This window comes from Corallococcus sicarius (assembly GCF_003611735.1).
Lineage (GTDB): Bacteria > Myxococcota > Myxococcia > Myxococcales > Myxococcaceae > Corallococcus > Corallococcus sicarius.
On sequence record NZ_RAWG01000180.1, the window covers coordinates 1 to 19,567 of the forward strand.

The window sequence follows — 19,567 nt, forward strand, 5'->3', positions numbered from 1 at the left end:
GGGGGTGGGCTGGGACGCGTTCGCCACGGGCGGCGGCAGGAAGGCGCCGGCCTTCGGCGCGTGCGGCGTGGCCCGGCCCGGCATCAGCATGGCGACGAAGGCGACGGCCGTGATGCCCACGGTCCACTTGAGCGTGTCCCCCCACTCGCCCGCCTGGGGCAGCAGCGGTCCGGGCAGGCCCCGCCACGCGACGGCCGCGAAGGCGAGCACCAGCACGTAGGTGCCCACACAGGTGGGGCACACCACGCCCACCCGCGCGCTGGCGGCGGCGAAGACGGCGACGGACACTACGCCCGCGAGCGCCAGCAGGCGCAGGCCACTGGCGGCCGGACGCACGGAGCGCTTCGCCTTGGCCCACGCGAGGTACAGCGCGGACAGGCCCACCGCGGTGAGCCCCCACACCAGTCCCAGGCCGGCGATGGGGATGCCCAGCGTGTCGTGTACGGCGCTGGCGAAGTCCGAATTCCACACGGTCTCGCAGTTGACCTGCGCGTTGATGCCGCAGGTGGTGGCGCCGCCCGCGCGCAGCGTGAGCAGCTCCATCCACTGGTAGATGGCCAGCCCGCTCGTGGCGATTCCCAAGAGCAGCAGCGCGAGTGCGCCACGGGTGGGGACGGGGGCGGCCGGGGTCGAGGCCTTCTTGCTCATGCGTGCTCCGGAGGGGGGGTCATCAGGACGAGGAGGCGGGCATTGTCCGGGCCGTCGTTGACGACGCCGTGTTCGGAGCCCGCGGGGGCGAAGAGGGTGGAGCCGGGACCGTGCGTCGCTTCCTCATCGCCGATGCGGAAGCGGCACTGTCCATCCAACACGAGGTACACCTTGTCGGACGTGGCATGCCGGTGGGGCTTCTGCGCCTGGCCTGGGGCCAGGCAGTAGACGTCGAGGAAGAAGCGACCGGACTGGAAGACGGTGTGCTTCTGGAGCTTCTCCAGGGAGAAGCCCTGGAACGCCGCAAGCTGCTTTACATCCATCGTGGCATTCGCTCCTTCGCCTCTATATAGCGACGGGCATGGAACCGCTGTCGCTGCATTTTGTTCACGAGCACGCGGGTGCCCGCTTCATTTCGGTGGGTGGCCGTGAGGTGGTGTCCGGGTACGGCAACGTGGGTGCGGAGTATGGCGCGGCGCGCGACGCCGTGGCACTGCACGATGCGTCCTACCGCGAAATCCTCCGGATAACGGGGGAGGATCGCGCCTCCTTCCTCCACGGCATGGTCACCCAGGAGGTGAAGAACCTCCCGGTGGGCTCGGCCGCCTATGCCGCCTTCATCACGGTGAAGGGCGCCATGGTGGGAGATGCGCGCATCCTCAAGCGGGAGGGCGACCTCCTCCTGGACCTGGAGCCCGGGCTGGGCCCCAAGGTGCGGGAGTTCCTGGACAAGTACCTCATCTCCGAGGACGCCGAGCTGCACGAAGGCACCCCGGACCTGGGCTGGCTGCGGCTGCTCGGTCCCCGGGCGGCCCAGGTGCTGACCGCCCTGCTGGGCGCGCCCTTCGAACCGCTCGCGGCGAACCTCAGCCGGACAGCGGTGCTCGCGGGACAGGACGTGTGGCTCCTGGGCACGGCGCTGCCGGGCGGGGTGACGGGCGTGGACGTGCTGGTGCCGCGCGCGGGGCTGGAGCCCGTGTGGACGGCGCTCACCCAGGCGGGCGCGGCGCACGGGCTGAAGCCGCTGGGGTTCGACGCGCTGGAGCTGCTGCGGGTGGAGGCGGGGGTGCCGCGCTACGGGCAGGACATGGTGGACACCACCATCCCGCTGGAGGCGAACCTCACGCACGCCATCTCGTACAACAAGGGTTGCTACATCGGGCAGGAGGTCATCGCCCGGGCCACCTTCCGCGGTCGCATGAACCGACAGCTCGCGGGGCTGCTGCTGGGGGATGGAGACGCGGACGTGGCGCCCGGCACGGAGCTGCGCCGGGGTGAGAAGAAGGTGGGCTGGGTGACGAGCGTGGTGCGCTCGCCGGTGAAGGGCCAGCGCGTGGCGCTGGGGTATGTGCACCGCGACTCGCTGGAGCCGGGCACGGAGCTGACGCTCGCGGAAGGTCCCGCCACCGTCACCGTGGCCGCGCTCCCGTTCACAACTTCCTAACCGCCTCCTCCCATACAACAAGCACAAAAATTCACACGACTACGTTACGCCACCCTACCATGGAAAAACTATCATTACCCGCTCATAAACTAGTGTCTGCAGCCTTGCGGCACATACGCGATGCCGAGCATCTCGCGGCAGCAAAATCGCCATTCCAATCACTTGACCAAAGCTACCATCTCGCTGGGTTTGGCCCAGAGTGCGCCCGAAAAGCGACTCTCGCACTTCGGTGGATCGACAAGCCTCTTGGGCATTTGCTGGGCAAGAACGCCGATCCCTTAATTGAGCTAGCGCTAGACATCGACCCGATAGCTAGGCGGTACAATCCATTAAACTGGGCCGAACGATACCCCTCACTCGCCAAGTGGGATCCTCAATGTCGCTACGCACAAACAGGCCATCATTCTCAAGAGAAAACTTCAGAGCTCATTGGCGAGGCTAGAGAAGCAGTTGACGCCATTGTTTCATCTCTATGGGCAGACGGCCGATTGGATGCAAATATTTTCTCATGACAACTTTCGATCGAGTACTGCCTACATTGCTCCAAATCTGCGAGCAAACCGAGGGTTTTCACAACTTCAAACGCGCATGCGCCGTACGTGATCTTCGCGGACGCATTCGACTAGTCTTAGACCCTCAAGAAACTCAACCGCAGGAACAAACAAGCAGCTTCTGCAGCGCGCTTGAGTCTAAAATTGGAAACCAACTTAAATCGTACTTCGTCCCGCCAATCCTAACAACGCTTGGCACAGGCGAGCGGGCCAGGGTGGCCAGAGAAATTCTAAATTCCGCCCACCCTTGGAAGAACTGCAGTTACGAAGACCCCGTCTCTGGCAATCCAGTAGTCCCCCAAGGAAATCGGTGGCGTCTTCTCGAACGAAGGCTTTCGAAGCATAGCTGGCTTGACTCAGACAAGCTCACTCCTCCTTGGCCATTGGTCAAGGGAGTTCCGCCGCTAGTAACATTCTACTCCTTTAAGGGCGGAGTGGGTCGAACAACATCTCTCGCCTCGTGCGCATGGCAACTTGCACGAGAGGGCAAGCGCGTTGCGATTATCGACCTAGACCTTGAAGCCCCCGGGTTAGGAGCACTGCTCGAAGCCGAAACACAACGGGGAGCTGTCGACGCCATCGTAGACTTTCTCGCTGTTGGGTCTCTGGACCTCGATGGACTTCACGCTCCTGCGCAAGGATTCGGCGCTGAAGACGCCATGCAGGTCGATGTTGTCCCTGCTGGAAACCTCGACATAAACTACCTAGAAAAACTAGCAAGGCTCGATTTCATCAATGCCACACCGTGGGATTCAAGAAAGGCGAGCCCCGTAGAAGATGCCCTTCGGGCACTCGTCCTAAAGGTTCGTAGCGCCCTCAAGCCCGACTACATTTTTCTAGATGCCAGGGCAGGGCTACACGATTTGGCAGGACTATCTCTGCATGGGGTTTCGCATGTCGATGTTCTCGTTGGCAGGGCATCTGAACAGTCCTTCCGCGGCCTAGACATAGCAATCCAGGCTCTTGGCATTAGAAAAAACTCGCAAGACCTGAGATGCATTGTGGTTCATGGCTTTGCTCCCAGAGATCCCGAATCCGATTCTGGCAAGCTGGAACTCGCAAAATTCCAAGAGCGTACCTACGACAGCTTCTGTGAACACATCTATGAAGAAGATCCCCCCGCACCTACGGACAAAACTGCAGCACACTGGCCATGGCCGCTACGACAAGATCCTGATCTTGAGCGATTTTCGTCCATACTGTCCGTAAGGGACAATCTGTTCTCAGAGCAACACCAGCATTTACTTCTGCGAATCAAAGAGCTTTGCAGCCCGGAGCCTCAATCCAACGCCAATTCAGGCGATGAAGAGTCAGAGGAGGACCTCCCATGAAATCACAGGACAGACTGCAACTTCTCACGGCACTTGAAAAACTCTCCCATAGAGAATCAGAAAACACAGAGGACCTCGAAAAGGTCTTCCTGCCCTTGCCTTCTCACGCATTAGCTCTGCGACCAGAAATTGTAATTATTCGAGGAGGCCGTGGAGCGGGCAAAAGCGCTCTCTTCAGGCTCCTGAGCGCGATAGATGGGCCAAAGCAACTAAGGCGCCTAATAGACGACGAAAGAATCCCGGACGCCAAGTGGATAGAGGCCTTCTCTCAATCGCATCACCATCCTGAGGTCACTCCCCTAGATCAGTATGGCAAGGAAGCAAGTAGCGAATCCTTACGCACATTCTGGATGACACATCTTCTACTTCGCATCAGCGAAGAGATGCCTACGTTGGTTAGTGTTCCAGAACAAGTGCGCAACGCATGGAGTCAACATCGGACAGACTTGAAGTCTTGGATACCCATAGCACAAGCACACTTGGGGCAAATCTCCCAAGCCCTCGATCAGGTCGAGCGAGCTCTCTCTCTAAAAAAGCAACTGGTATTTGCGACTTATGATCACCTTGATCGAATTGGCTCATTCGATCCAAGCGTTCGTCGTCGTTATGTCGGTGCGCTCCTTGCACTCTGGTTATCCTACTCCAACCGCTACCGCCAACTACGTGCAAAAATTTTCCTCCGTGACGACTTGCTTGATGCGGGAGAACTTGGCTTCCCGGACGCGAGCAAACTTCGTGCGCGCTCCGTTTCTATCGAATGGGATGTCGAGTCTCTTTATCGAGCAGTTGTTCGACACATGTCTCAAAGCGAAGATTTACGCGTATGGCTAGGCCGCCTTTCAACTGGTCGGCATGCACTGGAGCTTACGAAGCATGGTGAGTTCGGCTGGTACCCAGGCCCCATGTCTGAATCAACCCAGCACCGATTCGCAACATTGCTAGCCGGGGAAGTAATGGGTACGGGAACGAAAAAGGGATACACCTACAGATGGATACCGAACCATCTACAGGATGCCCAAGGGAGAATTGTTCCTCGCTCCATGCTCTGCCTAATTGGATTCGCTGGTCGTGAGGCGGCCAAACATCCACTCGGGACCGGCATCCGCCTAATCACGCCTCAGGATCTGCTAGAGTCACTCCAAGAAACATCAAGCACTCGCGTTGGAGAGATAAAAGAGGAGTACGAACTGGTTGTTCGTCTAGAAAACCTGAGAGGGCGAAGACTGCTCCTCGACCCAGACGAGGTCGTTAAGGACGTTAGCCAGCCAGTTCCGAACGAGAAACAGGGGCTCTCTAAGGATGGCCGTGCTGTAGTTGATGAACTCGTACGCCTTGGAGTAATCAGCATAAGGCCCGACGGACGCATTGATGTCCCCGATATATATCGCTATGGGTTCGGCATTCTGCGCAAGGGAGGAGCTGCGCGCGCGCGCTAGTCTTGCGTCGCGCCTGGAGGCCCCTGCGTCAGGGATGTTGTTGCCTCGGATGACCGGCCGGTATGACCACGCCCTGGGAGTGAGAGCAGGCAGGACTCCGTGCGCAAGGGCACACAGGCCCAATGCCGGATGATAGGCTCCTGAAGCTTCCTCGAGCGAAGGAGTGGTTCCTGCGGCGATATGCGCGAAAGACACTGCCGAGCTTGCTGCTGGGACTCGGAATGCTGGGAGCCTTGCGACTGTCGGCAGCTCATGCGGAGCCTCCCCTGACGAAGGCCCCCGGGTGCATCAAGCGTGGATGGCCTGCGACCGTCACCTGCGGAAGCACGGCGTGCTTCGTTTCGAGCTGTGGCGAAGGAAAGTGTCCCTACTGCTTCATCAAGGGCACGGAGAACCTCGTCTTCTCGGGATGGGCGGTCTACACGTGCATGAGCGGCGACAGCACGACGGGGAAGGCCCTGCTGTTCAATACGCTGCCCTTCAACGCTCGCCTGGGGCCCATCTGTGGCTGATGCCTCATGGGAGCAGGAGGCGACCTGGGTCGTTGAGGCGCTCAATCTCCTGACCGTAGTGGCTGCACCTCGCCTCTACGAACGGTGGTGCACGCAAGCCCCTGCTGAGGAACTGCGTACGGTGCTCCAGTCCCGCATGGCGGCGCTCGCAGCGTTCTGCGCGAAGGCGTGGGGAAGCCCGGATGCAGAGCGCTTCCGGGCAGCAACCCCCAAGGTGCAGGCGCTCGCGGAGTCCCTGGCAGGCGCCCCCCCCGGGAGCCTTACGGAACCCGGATGGAACGCCCAGGCTCGCGAGTGCCTGGACGCGATGGGGATCCCAATGCCCCCAGAAGGATGGGAAGCCTTCGAGGGGTGGCGTACCGGGTGACAGGCGGCGTTCAATTCCTTTCACTCCCACCCTCCCCCTGTCTGCCCTTGGGGGCACGGACATCGCTATCCTGGGAACGCTTTACAACCCCGTAAAGCATTCCAAGGACGACTCGAATGCGATTGGCCATCCTCGTGGGTCTGATGTCGGTGGGGCTGTTGGCGGGCTGTGGCGGCACGGAAGCGGACGCCGAAGCGCCGGTGCAGGCCATGCGTCCGCCGCCGTGCGAGTACGCGTGCGAGCTGGCCCGGAACTACTGTCTGCGGAACGCGCCCACCGCGGAGGCGGCTGCGGCCTGCCATGCGGAGTACGACTTGTGCACGAGCGAGTGCCCGGCGCCCCTCTAGCGGCGTTTCGTCCAGGGAGCCCCGCGCATCAGGCTCAGCAGCTTGCGGGGCCCCTGCGTCAACAGGCTGAACAGCAGGCCCAGTGCGAGGAGCAGAAGGGGAAAGGCGAGCGCGCCAAGTACGACGCCCGCCAGGAGACCGCCCACCGTCCACCAGGGCCCGGCCCCGAAGCCCATGACCGCGCCCACCACACCGCCCACCGCGGCGCCCACGAGGATGACCGGCTCGATGAGGTTCATGGGGGTGCCCTCAAATCCTTGTCCCTCTTCCGCGCGGGAGTCTACCCTCGGGAGCGCCATGCTCTCCGAGGAGAAGCAGCGACTCATCGACCGCGCTCGCGCCATCCTGCTGGAGGATGTGCGCCGTCACGCACCGCGGACTCCCCATGGGGACGAGCCGCTCGACAGCTACGAGCAACTGGATGTCGCGGTCCGGGGGGCTCTCGCAGGAGATCGCAGCGTGGTCACCACGTTGCGTCGCGTCTTCGACGAGCCGTGGTTCGCGAGGACGAACTCGGCGCACGAGTACGCGGTAGCCTCCCTGGGACTCGCGCTGATCGGAGATCGCGAGTCCCTCCAGCGCATTCGCGGGGTGAGCCCCATCAACCTGAACCGCGAGGCGAAGCCGCTCGCCCTCGCGATCCTTGATGCCGGGGAGCAGCAGGACCCGCCCCCGGGCAGTAGCCTGCCCGAGGACTGAGCCGCTGCCGCCCGAAGCGAACGCTAGATGCGCCCTTCGGCCTTCTGCGCACGCTCGATGCTCTCGAACAGGGCGCGGAAGTTGCCGCCGCCGAAGCCCTGGTCGCCCTTGCGCTGGATGATTTCGTAGAAGAACGGGCCCGCGTCCGGCTGCTTGTAGAGGCTCGCCGCGTCCTTCATGAAGATCTGGAGCATGTAGCTGCGCTCCTTGTCCCCGTCGATGAGCACCTCCAGGTCGCGCAGGACGTTGATGTCCTCGTCGATCTTCTTGATGCCCATGCGCTGGATGCGCTCCGGCAGCGCGTCGTAGTACGAGCCCGGCGTGGGCATGAACTGGATGCCCGCGTTCTGCCGCATGTCCTTCACGGACGTCAGGATGTCCTTCACCGTGATGGCCAGGTGCTGCACGCCATCACCGCGGTGGTCCTCGTTGAAGATGTTGATCTGGCTGGCCTTGAAGAACGGGAACTTGGGCTCGTTGTTCGCGAACTTCACGCCGCTCTTCGGATCCCACATCACTTCCGACTTCAGGCCGCTGCCGTGGTCGCGCTTCTGCTGCGACGCCACGTCGTCGGTGTGGAACTCGATGTGCCAGAACTTCTCGAAGCCCATCACGTGCTCCATCCACAGGAGCATCGGCTTCATCGTCTGGAAGTTCGACGTGACGTGGTCCACCCGGTCGAAGCCATACTTGTTCTGGCCGCCCCTGGGCTGCGCGTGTACCTGGAAGCCCGGGTAGATGGACTTGTAGTTGTCCCGCTGCAGGAAGCGGAACGTGGTGTCACCAAACGGCGTGGTGATGGAGAAGAACGCCAGCGTGCCGCCCCCCTCGTCCTTGAAGCGCTGGATGTCCGTGATGAACGTGGCGCCGCGCGAATCCAGCAGCTTGAACGCCTTCTCCACGTCCTCCACCTCGAAGTTCAGCGTCCCCACCCCGTCCGGGTGCTTGCGCAGGTAGCGCCATGCCCGGCCCCCCTCGCCGACAGGCTGGCTCACCACCAGCGCCACGTCCCCCGCCTGGAACAGCGCCGACTTCTGCTTGCCGTGCGCGTCCAGCTCCGGCCCGGAGACCGCCACTTCCGCGAAGTCCAACCCCTTCGTGTAGAACTGGCGGCTGCGCTCCAGGTCATGCACGTACCAGTGGATGCTCTCCAGGGTCTTGATGCCCAGCGATTCCTGCTTGGCCATGTCGCTGACTCCTCGTGATGCGAAAGAAGATGGGGACTACACCGGCTGCGCGTCGGGCTGCCGGTCCGGCTGCGCCGCCTGGAAGGCGGGAAGTTCGTTGCACGCCGCTTCAATGCGCAGCAGCGTGGGAAAGGGCTTCAGGTCTACACCCAGCCGACGGGCGCCGTAGAGCTGGGGCACGAGCAGGACGTCCGCGAACGACACTGCGTCGCCCACACAATAACGGCCCGCCGTCGCCTGCACCGCCGCCTCCAGCGACGTCAGCCCGTGCACGTTCCAGTGCGCCCCCCAGGCCTTCTCGTCCGCCTTCAACACGTCCTTGACGCGCAGCACCACGGACGTGTTCTGCAGGGGCTGGATGCCGGAGTTCACCATCTCCGCCAGCATCCGGGTGCGCGCCCGGAGGTACGCGTCGGAGGGCAGGAGGGCGGGCGAGGGCACGCGCTCCTCCAGGTACTCCAGGATGGCCATCGACTCCGACAGCCGGCGCTCCTGCCCGTCGTCGTCCGTCCACTCCAGCGTGGGCACGCGGCCCATGGGGTTGATGGCACGGTAGGCCGGCTGGTGCTGCTGCCCGCCGTCCTTCACCAGGTGCACCGCGAGGTACTCGAAGGGGATGCCCTTCAGGTTCAGCCCCAGCCGCACGCGCCAGGACGCGGACGAGCGCCAGTAGCCATGGAGGCGCACGTGCTTCATGGGACCTTCACCACCGTCTGGGAGATGCGGCCAAAGAGGCTGTGCCCCTGGGCATCCAGCATCTCGATGTCGATGGTGTCCCCGGGCTTCATGAAGGCCGTCTTCGGCTTGCCCTCGTCGATGGTTTCAATCATCCGGCGCTCGGCGAGGCACGAGATGCCCCGCGAGCGGTCCTCGTTGGACACCGTGCCGCTGCCCAGGATGGTGCCCGCGGTGAACGCGCGCGTGCGCGTCAGGTGCTGGATGAGCTCCGGGAAGGAGAAGTGCATCTCCGGGCCCGCGTCCGCGTCACCCACGAGCTCCCCGTTGAGCACGCTGCGCATGCGCAGGTGCACGCGGCCGTCCCGCCACGCTTCGCCCAGCTCGTCCGGCGTCAGCGCGAAGGGACCGAACGCGGTGGCGGGCTTGCTCTGGAAGAAGCCGAAGCCCTTGGCCAGCTCCTCCGGGATGAGGTTCCGCAGGGACACGTCGTTGGCGATCATCACCAGCTTGATGTGCTTGCCCGCGTCCTGGGCCTGCGTGCCCATGGGCGTGTCGCCCAGCACGACGCAGACCTCGCTCTCGAAATCCAGGCCCCACGCCTCGTCGCGCAGGGGGATGTCCGCGGTGGGCGCCAGGAAGTCGCCGGAGCCGCCCTGGTACACCAGCGGATCCGTGCGCAGCGTGGCCGGCGGCTCCGCGTTGCGCGCCTTGCGCACCAGCAGGACGTGGTTGATGTACGCGCTGCCATCCACCCACTCATAGGCGCGGGGCAGCGGCGCGTGCAGCGCCTTCACGTCCAGCGGGCGGCTCTGCACCGCGTCCAGCTCCAGCTGCTGGGCCAGGGCGCGCAGCTGCGGCTCCCGCGCGTCCCAGTCGTCCAGGGCCGCTTGCAGCGTGAGGGCCACGTTGGTGGCCAGCGCATATGCGGAGTTGTCGCGCTTGACGACGATGAGCCGCCCATCGCGGGTTCCGTCCTTGAGCGTCGCGAGCTTCAATTCCGGGCTCCCTCGGCGGCCGGGTGGGGGAAAGGCGGACCGCCTGAACTGCCCGGCTTTTCCGTCGCGGCCCCAGGGGTGTCAAGCACGCCTGTTGAACGCGGCGCGGCATTCCGCTTCCCCTCCAGCAACGCTGCTGGCCGGTAGCATGCGCACTGCTGACAGCGTGCGGTTCCACACGTCCCGTGTCGTGGAAACCCACGAGGCCTGCGTTCCCTGCTTGACGGCGGGGCCTGGACGGCTGGCTGCCCCGCGAACAGGCGAAGGTGCAGCAGGGAAGAGTGCGGGAAGCGAAGGCACTTCGGCTGTTCAAGTCCCAAGCAATGCACGCACGGTGGGTGTCGCTCCCCCTGGCAGGGACCCGGGCGGCAACCCAGGTTGTGGGAAAGGGACGTCCGGCCGGCCGCGCCGCCGGGGCGACGTGGCGGGGCGCGCGAGGGTACTGAATGGCGGGAGGCTTCCAACAGGCCGGCGACACCCCCGGGGAGCCCCATTCGGGCCAGCGGCTGGGCAATCGCTACGAGCTGCGCCAGCGCCTGAAGACGGGCCGGGGCATCTCCACCTGGCAGGGGCTGGACCTGCTGACGCGCGAGCGCCTGCTCGTGAAGGTCACCTCCCTGTCCGCCTTCGTCCCCACCGCGCGCCACCGCCTGGAGCACGAGGCGGAGGTGCTGTCACGGCTGCAGGGCTCCGCGCTCGTGCCCGTGCGCCACCTGGGCACCTTCGACGACCTGCTCTACCTCGTCACGCCCTGGATTGAAGGCGAGACGCTGGAGGCCCGCCTCCTGCGCGGCCCGCTGTCCCTCCCGGAGGCCATCACGCTGGGCCAGCGCCTGCTGGAGGCGCTCGCGGAGGCGCACCGCGAGGGCGTCCTTCATCGCGACGTGAAGCCGTCCAACGTGCTGGTGCGCGACCACCCGATGTCGGCCGCGTGGCTCACCGACTTCGGCCTGGCGCGCAGCGAGCGGCTGGACCCCTCCCTGCGCGACCTGCCGGTGGGCACCGCGCGCTACCTGTCGCCGGAGCAGGCGGGGCTGCTCAACCGGCCGTTGGAGGCCCCGTCGGACCTGTACGCCGTGGGGCTGGTGCTCTTCGAGGCGCTGTCGGGCCGGCCCGCGCTGGAGGGCACGTCGGTGGGCGAGGTGCTGCGGCTGCACCTGGACTCGCACCCCCGGCTGCGCGCGGTGGGCGTGGAGGTGCCGCTCGCGATGGAGGAGCTCATCGCCCGGCTGAGTCAGACGGATCCGCGCGACCGCTACCAGTCCGCCGAAGCCGCGCTCGCGGACCTGAACGCCCTGGAGGCCGCGCTGTCGCGGGGCGAGGCGGAGCCCGCGCTCGTCACCGGCGCGCATGACCACCGCCAGAGCCTCACCGAGCCCTCCTTCGTGGGCCGCCGCGAGGAGCTGGCCACGCTGGAGCGCGAGCTGGCGCACGCCAGCACCCAGGGCGCCCGGGGCGTCGTGGTGGAGGGCGAGTCCGGCGGCGGCAAGAGCCGGCTTCTGGAGGAGTTCTCCGCGCGCGCCACGGGACACCGTGCCTGGGTGCTGCACGGGCAGGCGCAGGACCAGGCGGCGCAGCGCCCCTTCCAGCTCTTCGCGGGCGTGGCGGACGGCATCGCCCAGGCGGTCCAGGAGCAGCCCGCGCTGGGAGCGCTCCTGCGCGAGCGGCTCGCGGGGCAGGAGGCGGGCCTGTGCACGGTGCTGCCCCACCTCACGCAGGTGCTGTTGCCCGGCGTGGCGCAGCCCCAGGGGCAGGGCCTGGGGCCGGAGTCGCTGAGCGAGAGCCGCAGCATCTGGTGCCTCACCGCGCTGCTCAACGCCCTGGGCACCCAGGAGGCGCCCGCGGTGGTGGTGCTGGAGGACTGCCAGTGGGCGGACGCGCTCACGCTGCGCGCGCTGGAGGCCTGGTCCCAGGGCCGGCGTCCCGCGGACGGGCGCCTGCTCCTGCTGGTGTCCTTCCGCAGCGAGGAAATCCCGGCGGGCCACGTGCTCCGGCGGCTCGCGCCGAGCGCGCACCTCAAGCTGTCCGCCTTCGGCGCGGCGGAGGTCGCGCGACTGGCGGAGTCCATGGCCGGCGTGCTGCCGCCCGAAGCGGTGGAGCTGGTGACACGGCTGTCGGAGGGCAATCCCTTCATGGCCTCCGCGGTGCTCCACGGGCTGGTGGAGGACGGCGTGCTCATGCCCGGCCCGGAGGGCTGGCAGGTGCAGCCGGAGGCCATGGCGCACGCGCGCTCCTCGCGCCAGGCGGCCACCTTCCTCGTGCGGCGCCTGCGCCTGCTGCCCCCGGAGTCCCTGCACGTGCTGAGCGTGGGCGCCGTGCTGGGCAAGTCCTTCGACGCAAGAGCCGTCGCGGCCCTGTCCGGCACGCCGGTGGAGGCCGTCAACGCGGCGCTGGATCCGCCGCGCCGCCGGCACATGCTGTGGATGGAGGGCACGCGCTCCACCTTCGTGCACGACAAGCTGCGCGAGGTGCTGCTGGACCTGCTGTCCCCCGAGGAGCGCCGTGAACTGCACCGCCTGGCCGCGCGCGCCGCCGCGCAGACGGTGCCGACGGACCCCTTCGAGCTGGCCTACCACTTCGACGCCGCCGGTGAGCCCGCGCAGGCCCTGCCCTACGCGCTGGTGGCCGCGGAGCAGGCGCGCCAGCGCTTCGCCCTGGACACCGCGGAGCTCAACTACCGCATCGCCGAGCGCGGCGCGGAAGGCGCCGACCCGCACACCCGCTTCCGCATCGCCTCCGGCCTGGGCACCGCGCTGATGATGCGCGGCCGCTACGACGAGGCCCAGCAGCAGCTGGAGGCCGCGCAGCGGCTGGCGCGCGACCGGCTGGAGCAGGGCCGCACGCTGGGGCACCTGGGAGAGCTCGCCTTCAAGCGCGGCCAGACGGTGCAGGCCAACGCCTACCTGGAGCAGGGCCTGAAGCTGATGGGCCGCTGGGTGCCGCCCAACGGGCTCACCACCGGCGTGAGCGCCGCGTGGGAGATCCTGACCCAGGCCGCGCACACCGTGGCGCCGCGCCTGTGGCTGGGCCGCAAGGCGCTGGCCCAGGGCGAGGAGGACATGCTCGCGGTCAACCTCTACAGCCGGCTCGCCTACGGCTACTGGTACCAGCGGGGGCGGGCCGCCGTGCTGTGGGCCCACCTGCGGGACATGAACCTCGCGGAGCGCTACCCGCCCACGCCGGAGCTGGCGCAGGCGTACTCCGCGCACTCGCCCGCGCTCACCACCCTGCCCTGGTTCCAGCGCGCGTACGCGTACGCGGAGAAGTCCCTGGCGCTGCGGCAGCAGCTGGGAGACGTGTGGGGCCAGGGCCAGTCGCTGCACTTCTATGGCCTGGCCCTCTATGCCTCGTCGCGCTTCCGCGAGTGCATCGAGCGGTGCCGCGAGGCGGTGCGCCTCCTGGAGCGCACCGGCGACCCGTGGGAGGTGAACAACGCCACCTTTCAGATCGCCATGTCGCTCTACCGCCTGGGCCGGCTGAAGGAGGCCACGGGGGTGAGCCAGCGGCTGCACGCGGCGGCGCTCGCGCTGGGGGACCGGTACTCGCTGCGCCTGGGGCTGGAGGCGTGGGCCAAGTCCACCGGGGGCCGCATCCCCGCCGCGCTGCTGGAGGCGGAGCTGGCGGCGCCCACCGCCACCGACCCGCAGTCCTTCGCGGGCGTGCTCCAGGCGGAGGCCCTGCGCCTCCTGCGGGACGGGGAAGTGGCGCGCGCCGCGGAGGTGCTGGAGCGCGCCGAGCGCGTGGTGGAGGACGCGCACCTGCGCCAGGAGTACGTGGCCCCCATCACCCCGTGGCTCGCCACCGCGCGCCGGCAGCTCGCGCAGGAGAGCAGCCCGCTGAACCCGAAGCGGCGCGACGCGCTCCTGGCGGAAGCGGAGGACGTGGCGAAGCGGGCCCACGCCGTGGCGCGCACCTACCGCAACAACCTGCCCCACGCGCTGCGCGAGCGCGGGTTGCTGGCGGCGCTGCGCGGCCGTCCCAAGCAGGCCCGGAAGCTGCTGAACGAATCGCTGCGCGTGGCCGAAGCCCTGGAGATGCGCCAGGAGCGCGCGCTGACGCTCAAGGCCCGGGGCGACGTGGGCCTGGCGCTGGGCTGGGCCTGGGCCGCGCGCGACGTGGAGACGGCCACGCGCGACCTGGAGGCCCTGGACGACGGCCTGCAAGCGGACCCGGGCACCTCGGCGGGCGTGGGCACGCTGTCGCTGGTGGACCGCTTCCCGCGCGTGCTGGACGCAGGGCGGCGCCTCGCCTCCGCCCTGTCGCGCGAGGCCGTCTTCGAGGCCGCGCGCCAGTCCATGGTGGAGCTGTTGCGCGCGGAGCGCTGCGCGGTGGTGGACCCCCGCGTGCTGGTGTCGGAGGAGGACGCGAAGTCCCAGGGCCTGAGCCGCACCGCGCTCGCGCGGGCGCTGGAGACGGGCCGCATCAGCGTGATGGGCCAGGGCCTGCCCGGCGGCATCAGCGAGAGCATGGAGCTGCTGGGCGTGCGCTCCCTCCTGTGCGCGCCGTTGCAGGTGCGCGGCAAGACGGTGGCGTGCGTGGTGGCCAGCCACCGCAAGGTGGGCGCGCTGTTCGGCGAGGACGAGGAGCGGCTGGCGTCCTTCGTGGCGGTGCTCGCGGGCGCCGCGCTGGAGAACACGGAGAACTTCGAGCGCATCGCCGCGCTCTCCGAGGAGCAGGGCCGGCTGTACAGAGAAGAGCAGGAGGCGGTGCGCCGGCGCGACGACTTCCTGTCCATCGCCGCGCACGAATTGAAGACGCCGCTCACGTCGCTGCAGCTGCACATCCAGGGGCTCCAGGCGAAGGCGAAGGGCGCGCCCATGGCGCCGGAGAAGCTGACCACGAAGCTGGAGTCCGCCTATTCGCAGACGCAGCGGCTGGGGAAGCTCGTCAACGACCTCTTGGACATCTCCCGCATCGCGCAGGGGCAGCTGCACATCAAGCGCGAGGACGTGGACCTGGTGGCGCTGGTGCGCGGGCAGCTGGAGCGCAGCCGCGAGTCCCTGACGCGCGCGGAGTGCGAGGTGCGCTTCCACGCCACCCAGCCGCGCTTCGTGGGCCACTGGGACGCGCTGCGGCTGGAGCAGGTGGTGGGCAACCTCCTGACGAACGCGATGAAGTACGGCGCGGGCAAGCCCGTGGAGGTGACGCTGGACGGGGACGCGTCCCGCGTGCGGCTGCTGGTGCGCGACCACGGCATCGGCATCGCGGAGGAGGACCGGGCCCGCATCTTCGAGCGCTTCGAGCGCGCGGTGTCCGTGCGCCACTACGGCGGCTTCGGCCTGGGGCTGTGGATCGTCCGCGAAATCGTCCAGGCGCTGGGCGGCGGCATCGACGTGGCGAGCGCCCCGGAGCAGGGCTCCACCTTCACCGTCACCCTGCCCCGCGCCGGCGGCCCGGTGCACTGAGGGCCCGCGCGCGGCGCGGGCCCCATGCCCCACGGCCCACGGCCTACCGCCGCGTCACTTCCAGGTAGATGACGTTGTCCTGGCTGTCGCGGAACAGCCGCACGTTGGCCACCTGCTCCAGCGGCGTCTCCGCCAGCATCCCGCGCATGCCGTCCTCGTCGCGGTAGGTGAGCCACCAGTCCATGAAGGCTTCCATGTAGCCCGTCTCCGGCGGGTGCACCGCGAAGTTGGCCACCAGCAGCCGGCCCCCCGGGCGCAGCATGCCGAAGAACACGGACGTGAGGCGGCTGGCCACGGAGTCCGACAGGTAGTCGTACAGCCCCGCCGAGTACACGAAGTCCAGCTCCGCGAACGTCACCTTGCCGGACAGCAGCGCGCGCACGGAGCCGCACACCGGCCGCACCACGCCGTCCGGGTGGAGCCGGGACACCTCCGCCAGGCTCACCGGATCCTGGTCGAACGCGATGAGCTCCTGGAGCCGGCGCTCCGCCACCGCGCGCGACTGCTCCGCCTCCCGCAGGTGCCCGCACGCCACCGACAGCACGCGCCCGTCGGGCCTGCGATCCGCCGTCTCATCCATCATGCGGGTGAGCAGCTCCCGCCGCTCGCGCACGCTGCACGCGCTGGGCTGGCCGTGCATGTACCGGTAGACCTCGCGCCCCGCGTGCAGTTCGTCCGCCGCGTGGTCGATGTAGAGGTAGTCGATGAGGGCCGCATCCCCGGCGTAGCCGCGCGGCCGCTCGAAGGCGTGCCGGGTGAAGGGACACTGGTGCACGAGGTACCGGATGGGGTGCTTGCGCGCCACCTCCAGGCAGAAGCGCTTCCACGCCTCCGGGCTCCACTGCCGCCGCCTCGCGATGAGGCCCCGGTGCAGGGCGTTCATGCCGTCGTGCAGCACCTCGTCCGGCCCCTGCGCCATCCGCGCGTAGAGCGCGTCCAGCCACTCTTTCGCCTCCCCGGACGGTTCCTCCGGTGGGAGCTCCTGCGCCAGATTCTTCACCAGGAACAGGTGGTGCGCATCCTGGGCGACCAGGGGAGCCGCAGTGTTGACCAGCGGGAAGAGGTGGCGCATAGGCATCATCCTGACAACCCGGGAGCGGGGGCGTTCCACTTCCCACGCCCCCGCCAACCGCCAGGCCCGGCTCCAACCAACCAGCCGGGCCCTGCCCCCCACCGCCGCGGCCGGAGCCTCAAACCCTCAGCGGGTGGGCCGTCTCCGGGCACTCCCAGTACGTGTACTCGCAGGTGGCCCGCGTGGCGTCGCACGGCACCGCCACGATGGTGATGAGCTCACACGGGTGCAGCGGCGCCTCCGTGGCCCGGGTGCGGTGGCCCGCGTCCCGGACCTCCGGCCTGCCGTCCGGCGACGTGCCGGTGCCCGCATCCCCCGCGTCGCTCCCGGCGTCCACGGGCAGCGGCGTCACCACCGCGTGGTTGCCGGACACCGCCCCGCGGCCATCCCCCCGCGCCTCCGGGTGGGTTTCCAGGGACGGCGCTCCCGTCAGCGCGAGCAGCGCGGACGGCAGGCCCGGGGCCGCTCCCAGGACCGCGCCCAGGACATACAGCTTCGTTCGCATGGTCTCCCCCTTGCCGGCTGCTTTCTGGAGTCGGCGCGCGCGTCGTGGCGCACCGGGTCCGGTCGAGCTGGCAGGGACGGATCTACCAGCAAGGTCTGACATTCCGTGCCCGTCCCCCAAGGGAATGCGGGCGTCCGGTATGCGACGACAGGCACTGCGGTTAGGATGGCGCGCCCCGCCTGGAGAGCCGTTCCGCGCATGAAGATCGAGATCGCCCACCTGCCCCACGACATCATCGAGGTCATCTACCCTTCGGAAGTGACGCCGAAGGACGTGACCGAGTACGTCGAGCAACTGAAGAAGGACATCACCGCCCGGGGAGGCAAGGAGTGGTCCGCCCTGGTGGACCAGTCCCGGCTGCGGGTGATGCCCTCCACGGTGGTGGGAGAGATGGCGCGGCTGAACGCCTATGCCCAGCAGCGCGGCATGGTGCGCTCCGCGCGCGTGGTGGTGGATCCCGGCAGCGGCCTGCAGGCCTGGCGCATGACGAAGAACGCCGGCCTCACCATCCCCGCGAAGACCTTCGAGTCCCGCGCCGAGGCCCTGGCCTGGCTCGAAGCGCCTGACGCCGACTGAGTCCGTCGTCCGTCACCCCACCCACCCGAGCACCGGTTCGCAGCGGCCCTGCGACCGCACGGGTCTGCCTACGTGTTACAGTAACACCCCATTCCTTCACTGTGTCTGTTGCCGCACCGTCAGGAGTCACCCCGCATGTCCCTGTCCGTCCCCGCCTTCCGAGCGAAGCTGCTCGGCCCCCTCCTGTGTACCCTCACCGCGCTGGCCTGCGGACCGGCTCCCCAGTCGGACGCGCCCGCGCAGGCCCCGCTTGGCGAGTCCCGCACGCCCGTCGTGTACGGCAACGATGATCGCCAGGACGTCTACGCGCACCCCAGCGCCACGCTGCAGGAGCGGGCCCGGCAGTCCACGGCGGCGCTGATGTACTCGGAGGCCATCGATGCCTCGAACCCGAACGACATCCGCTTCACGCTGGGGACGCTGAACGACTGGGAGAACCTGTGCAGCGACCAGCGCTTCCGCGACGATCCGGCGCCGGCCTACTGCTCGGGCACGCTCATCGACGATGACCTGGTGCTGACGGCGGGCCACTGCATCGTCACGCAGGAGGAGTGCGACGACACGCGCTTCGTCTTCAAGTTCTACCGCAGCGCCGACGGGGTGATGGAGACCATCACCAGCGCGGACGTCTTCTCCTGCAAGACCCTCCTGGCGCGCAAGGAGGAGTACGACGAGCAGGACGAGGACCGCTACGTGGACTTCGCCGTCGTGAAGCTGGACCGCTCGGCGGCGCCGCGCTTCAAGCCCGCGCCGGTGCGCCCGGGCACCGCCGCGCTCGCGGTGGGCGCCAACGTGGCCATCATCGGCAGCGGCAGCGGCATCCCGTTCAAGATCGACTCGGGCGGCGCCGTGCGGCAGAACAACGCGGCCTTCATGGACAACTTCATCGCCACCACGGACAGCTTCTCCGGCAACTCCGGCTCCGGCGTGTACGAGACGGCCACCCACACCGTGGCCGGCATCCTGGTGAGCGGCGCCCCGGACTACGTGGAGCGCGAGGGCGAGGACTGCAACGAGGTCAACGTCTGCACGGAGGCGGGCTGCTCCGGCGAGGGCATCGTCTACGTGCACCACGCCATCCAGGAGTTCTGCGCGCGGAACATCAACCAGCGGCTGTGCAACACCACGCCGCCCCCGCCCACGAAGTACGACTTCTCCGCGTCCAGCACCTTCAGCGCCACGCGCAACACCGTCAACGGCACGGTGACGCTCGCGGCCGGACAGAAGCTCACCCTGGGCACCTGCGGCGTCACGGGCGCGGCCGTCACCGGCGACTCGCTCCTGCGCCTGCGCGGCCCCTCCGGCATGGAGGTCGCCTCCAATGACGACGCGTGCGGCGGCAAGGGCTCCCGGCTGACCTTCACGGCCACCGTCGCGGGCACCTATGAGATCCGCGCCGGCTGCTACCAGGGCACCTCCTGCGGCGGCACCGTCTCCTGGGAGGTGACGGCGGGCGGCACGACGCCTCCCGCGGGCGGCTCCACCTCCTTCAGCGTGAGCAACACGAACAACGCCACCCAGGGCACGGTGAACGCGGACGTGGCGCTCGTGGCGGGCCAGGCGCTGTCCTTCGGCAGCTGCGGCGTGACGGGCGCGTCCGGCACGGGTGACACGGTGGTGCGCCTGTTCAACGCCGCCGGCCAGCAGGTGACGTTCAACGACGACGCGTGCGGTTCGCTGTCGCGCGGCCACTACACCGTGCCCACGGGCGCGGGCGGCACGTACCAGATCCGCATCGGCTGCTTCGGCGCCTCCGAGTGCAGCGGCACCCTGGCCTGGAACATCCAGTAGTCTCAGGCCCCGCTCCCCTGCTT

At 67.8% G+C, this 19,567-nt stretch carries 16 protein-coding genes; 8 read left to right on the top strand and 8 right to left on the bottom strand.

What is annotated here, in order from left to right; translation table 11 throughout:
• On the bottom strand, window positions 1-648 hold a 648-nt coding region (locus tag D7X12_RS24970), incomplete at its 3' end, for a vitamin K epoxide reductase family protein (protein WP_279637242.1).
• Window positions 645-971 carry a cupin domain-containing protein gene (locus tag D7X12_RS24975; RefSeq protein ID WP_120627787.1) on the bottom strand — a complete coding sequence of 109 codons (327 nt, stop codon included), beginning with the start codon at window positions 969-971 and terminating at the stop codon, window positions 645-647. The genes D7X12_RS24975 and D7X12_RS24970, both read right to left, overlap by 4 nt.
• Window positions 972-1,009: 38 nt before the next feature.
• Here D7X12_RS24975 and ygfZ point away from each other — a divergent pair, with 38 nt between their 5' ends.
• The 4 genes from ygfZ (at window position 1,010) to D7X12_RS24995 (ending at window position 6,636) form a co-directional block, all read left to right on the top strand.
• Window positions 1,010-2,092: a CAF17-like 4Fe-4S cluster assembly/insertion protein YgfZ gene (gene ygfZ / locus D7X12_RS24980; RefSeq protein ID WP_120627788.1), complete on the top strand. Its 1,083-nt coding sequence runs from the start codon at window positions 1,010-1,012 to the stop codon at window positions 2,090-2,092.
• Window positions 2,093-2,858: 766 nt separating this feature from the next.
• Window positions 2,859-3,974 (top strand): tyrosine-protein kinase family protein, encoded by a 1,116-nt coding sequence (locus D7X12_RS24985; protein WP_158620115.1) that lies wholly within the window; start codon window positions 2,859-2,861, stop codon window positions 3,972-3,974.
• Window positions 3,971-5,410 (top strand): SPRY domain-containing protein, encoded by a 1,440-nt coding sequence (locus tag D7X12_RS42540; RefSeq protein WP_147443798.1) that lies wholly within the window; start codon window positions 3,971-3,973, stop codon window positions 5,408-5,410. The genes D7X12_RS24985 and D7X12_RS42540 overlap by 4 nt, the downstream gene beginning before the upstream one ends.
• 995 nt (window positions 5,411-6,405) lie before the next feature.
• Window positions 6,406-6,636, top strand: coding sequence for a hypothetical protein (locus D7X12_RS24995; protein WP_147443799.1), 231 nt, complete (start codon window positions 6,406-6,408; stop codon window positions 6,634-6,636).
• Here the strand turns inward: D7X12_RS24995 and D7X12_RS25000 are convergent.
• Window positions 6,633-6,875, bottom strand: coding sequence for a hypothetical protein (locus D7X12_RS25000; RefSeq protein WP_120627791.1), 243 nt, complete (start codon window positions 6,873-6,875; stop codon window positions 6,633-6,635). The two genes, D7X12_RS24995 and D7X12_RS25000, sit on opposite strands and share 4 nt — an antisense overlap.
• A gap of 58 nt (window positions 6,876-6,933) precedes the next feature.
• Between D7X12_RS25000 and D7X12_RS25005 the strand changes: the two genes are divergently transcribed.
• Complete coding sequence (locus D7X12_RS25005; protein ID WP_120627792.1) at window positions 6,934-7,335, top strand: hypothetical protein; 402 nt, start codon at window positions 6,934-6,936, stop codon at window positions 7,333-7,335.
• Between the two features lie 23 nt (window positions 7,336-7,358).
• Here the strand turns inward: D7X12_RS25005 and hppD are convergent, their stop codons facing one another.
• Genes hppD through D7X12_RS25020 form a run of 3 tightly spaced genes read right to left on the bottom strand, consistent with a single transcriptional unit; the run spans window position 7,359 to window position 10,195 of the window.
• The gene (gene hppD, locus D7X12_RS25010; RefSeq protein WP_120627793.1) at window positions 7,359-8,522 is read right to left on the bottom strand and encodes a 4-hydroxyphenylpyruvate dioxygenase; all 1,164 of its coding nucleotides are present in this window, start codon (window positions 8,520-8,522) and stop codon (window positions 7,359-7,361) included.
• Between the two features lie 36 nt (window positions 8,523-8,558).
• A complete protein-coding gene (gene maiA, locus D7X12_RS25015; protein ID WP_120627794.1) occupies window positions 8,559-9,218 on the bottom strand; it encodes a maleylacetoacetate isomerase in 660 nt (219 codons plus the stop codon).
• Window positions 9,215-10,195 (bottom strand): fumarylacetoacetate hydrolase family protein, encoded by a 981-nt coding sequence (locus D7X12_RS25020; RefSeq protein WP_120627795.1) that lies wholly within the window; start codon window positions 10,193-10,195, stop codon window positions 9,215-9,217. Before D7X12_RS25020 ends, maiA begins: the two co-directional genes overlap by 4 nt.
• A gap of 446 nt (window positions 10,196-10,641) precedes the next feature.
• On the opposite strand from D7X12_RS25020, the gene D7X12_RS25025 reads away from it, so the two are divergent.
• Entirely contained in the window at window positions 10,642-15,600 is a 4,959-nt protein-coding gene (locus tag D7X12_RS25025) for a GAF domain-containing sensor histidine kinase (protein ID WP_120627796.1), read from the top strand.
• Window positions 15,601-15,643: 43 nt separating this feature from the next.
• Here D7X12_RS25025 and D7X12_RS25030 read toward each other — a convergent pair whose 3' ends face one another.
• Complete coding sequence (locus D7X12_RS25030; protein ID WP_120627797.1) at window positions 15,644-16,672, bottom strand: class I SAM-dependent methyltransferase; 1,029 nt, start codon at window positions 16,670-16,672, stop codon at window positions 15,644-15,646.
• A gap of 118 nt (window positions 16,673-16,790) precedes the next feature.
• Window positions 16,791-17,177 carry a hypothetical protein gene (locus D7X12_RS25035; RefSeq protein ID WP_120627798.1) on the bottom strand — a complete coding sequence of 129 codons (387 nt, stop codon included), beginning with the start codon at window positions 17,175-17,177 and terminating at the stop codon, window positions 16,791-16,793.
• Between the two features lie 198 nt (window positions 17,178-17,375).
• Between D7X12_RS25035 and D7X12_RS25040 the strand changes: the two genes are divergently transcribed.
• Together D7X12_RS25040 and D7X12_RS25045 are read left to right on the top strand one after the other, a co-directional pair.
• A complete protein-coding gene (locus D7X12_RS25040; protein WP_120627799.1) occupies window positions 17,376-17,753 on the top strand; it encodes a SpoIIAA family protein in 378 nt (125 codons plus the stop codon).
• A gap of 135 nt (window positions 17,754-17,888) precedes the next feature.
• Complete coding sequence (locus D7X12_RS25045) at window positions 17,889-19,544, top strand: trypsin-like serine protease (protein ID WP_120627800.1); 1,656 nt, start codon at window positions 17,889-17,891, stop codon at window positions 19,542-19,544.
• Window positions 19,545-19,567: the final 23 nt, after the last annotated feature.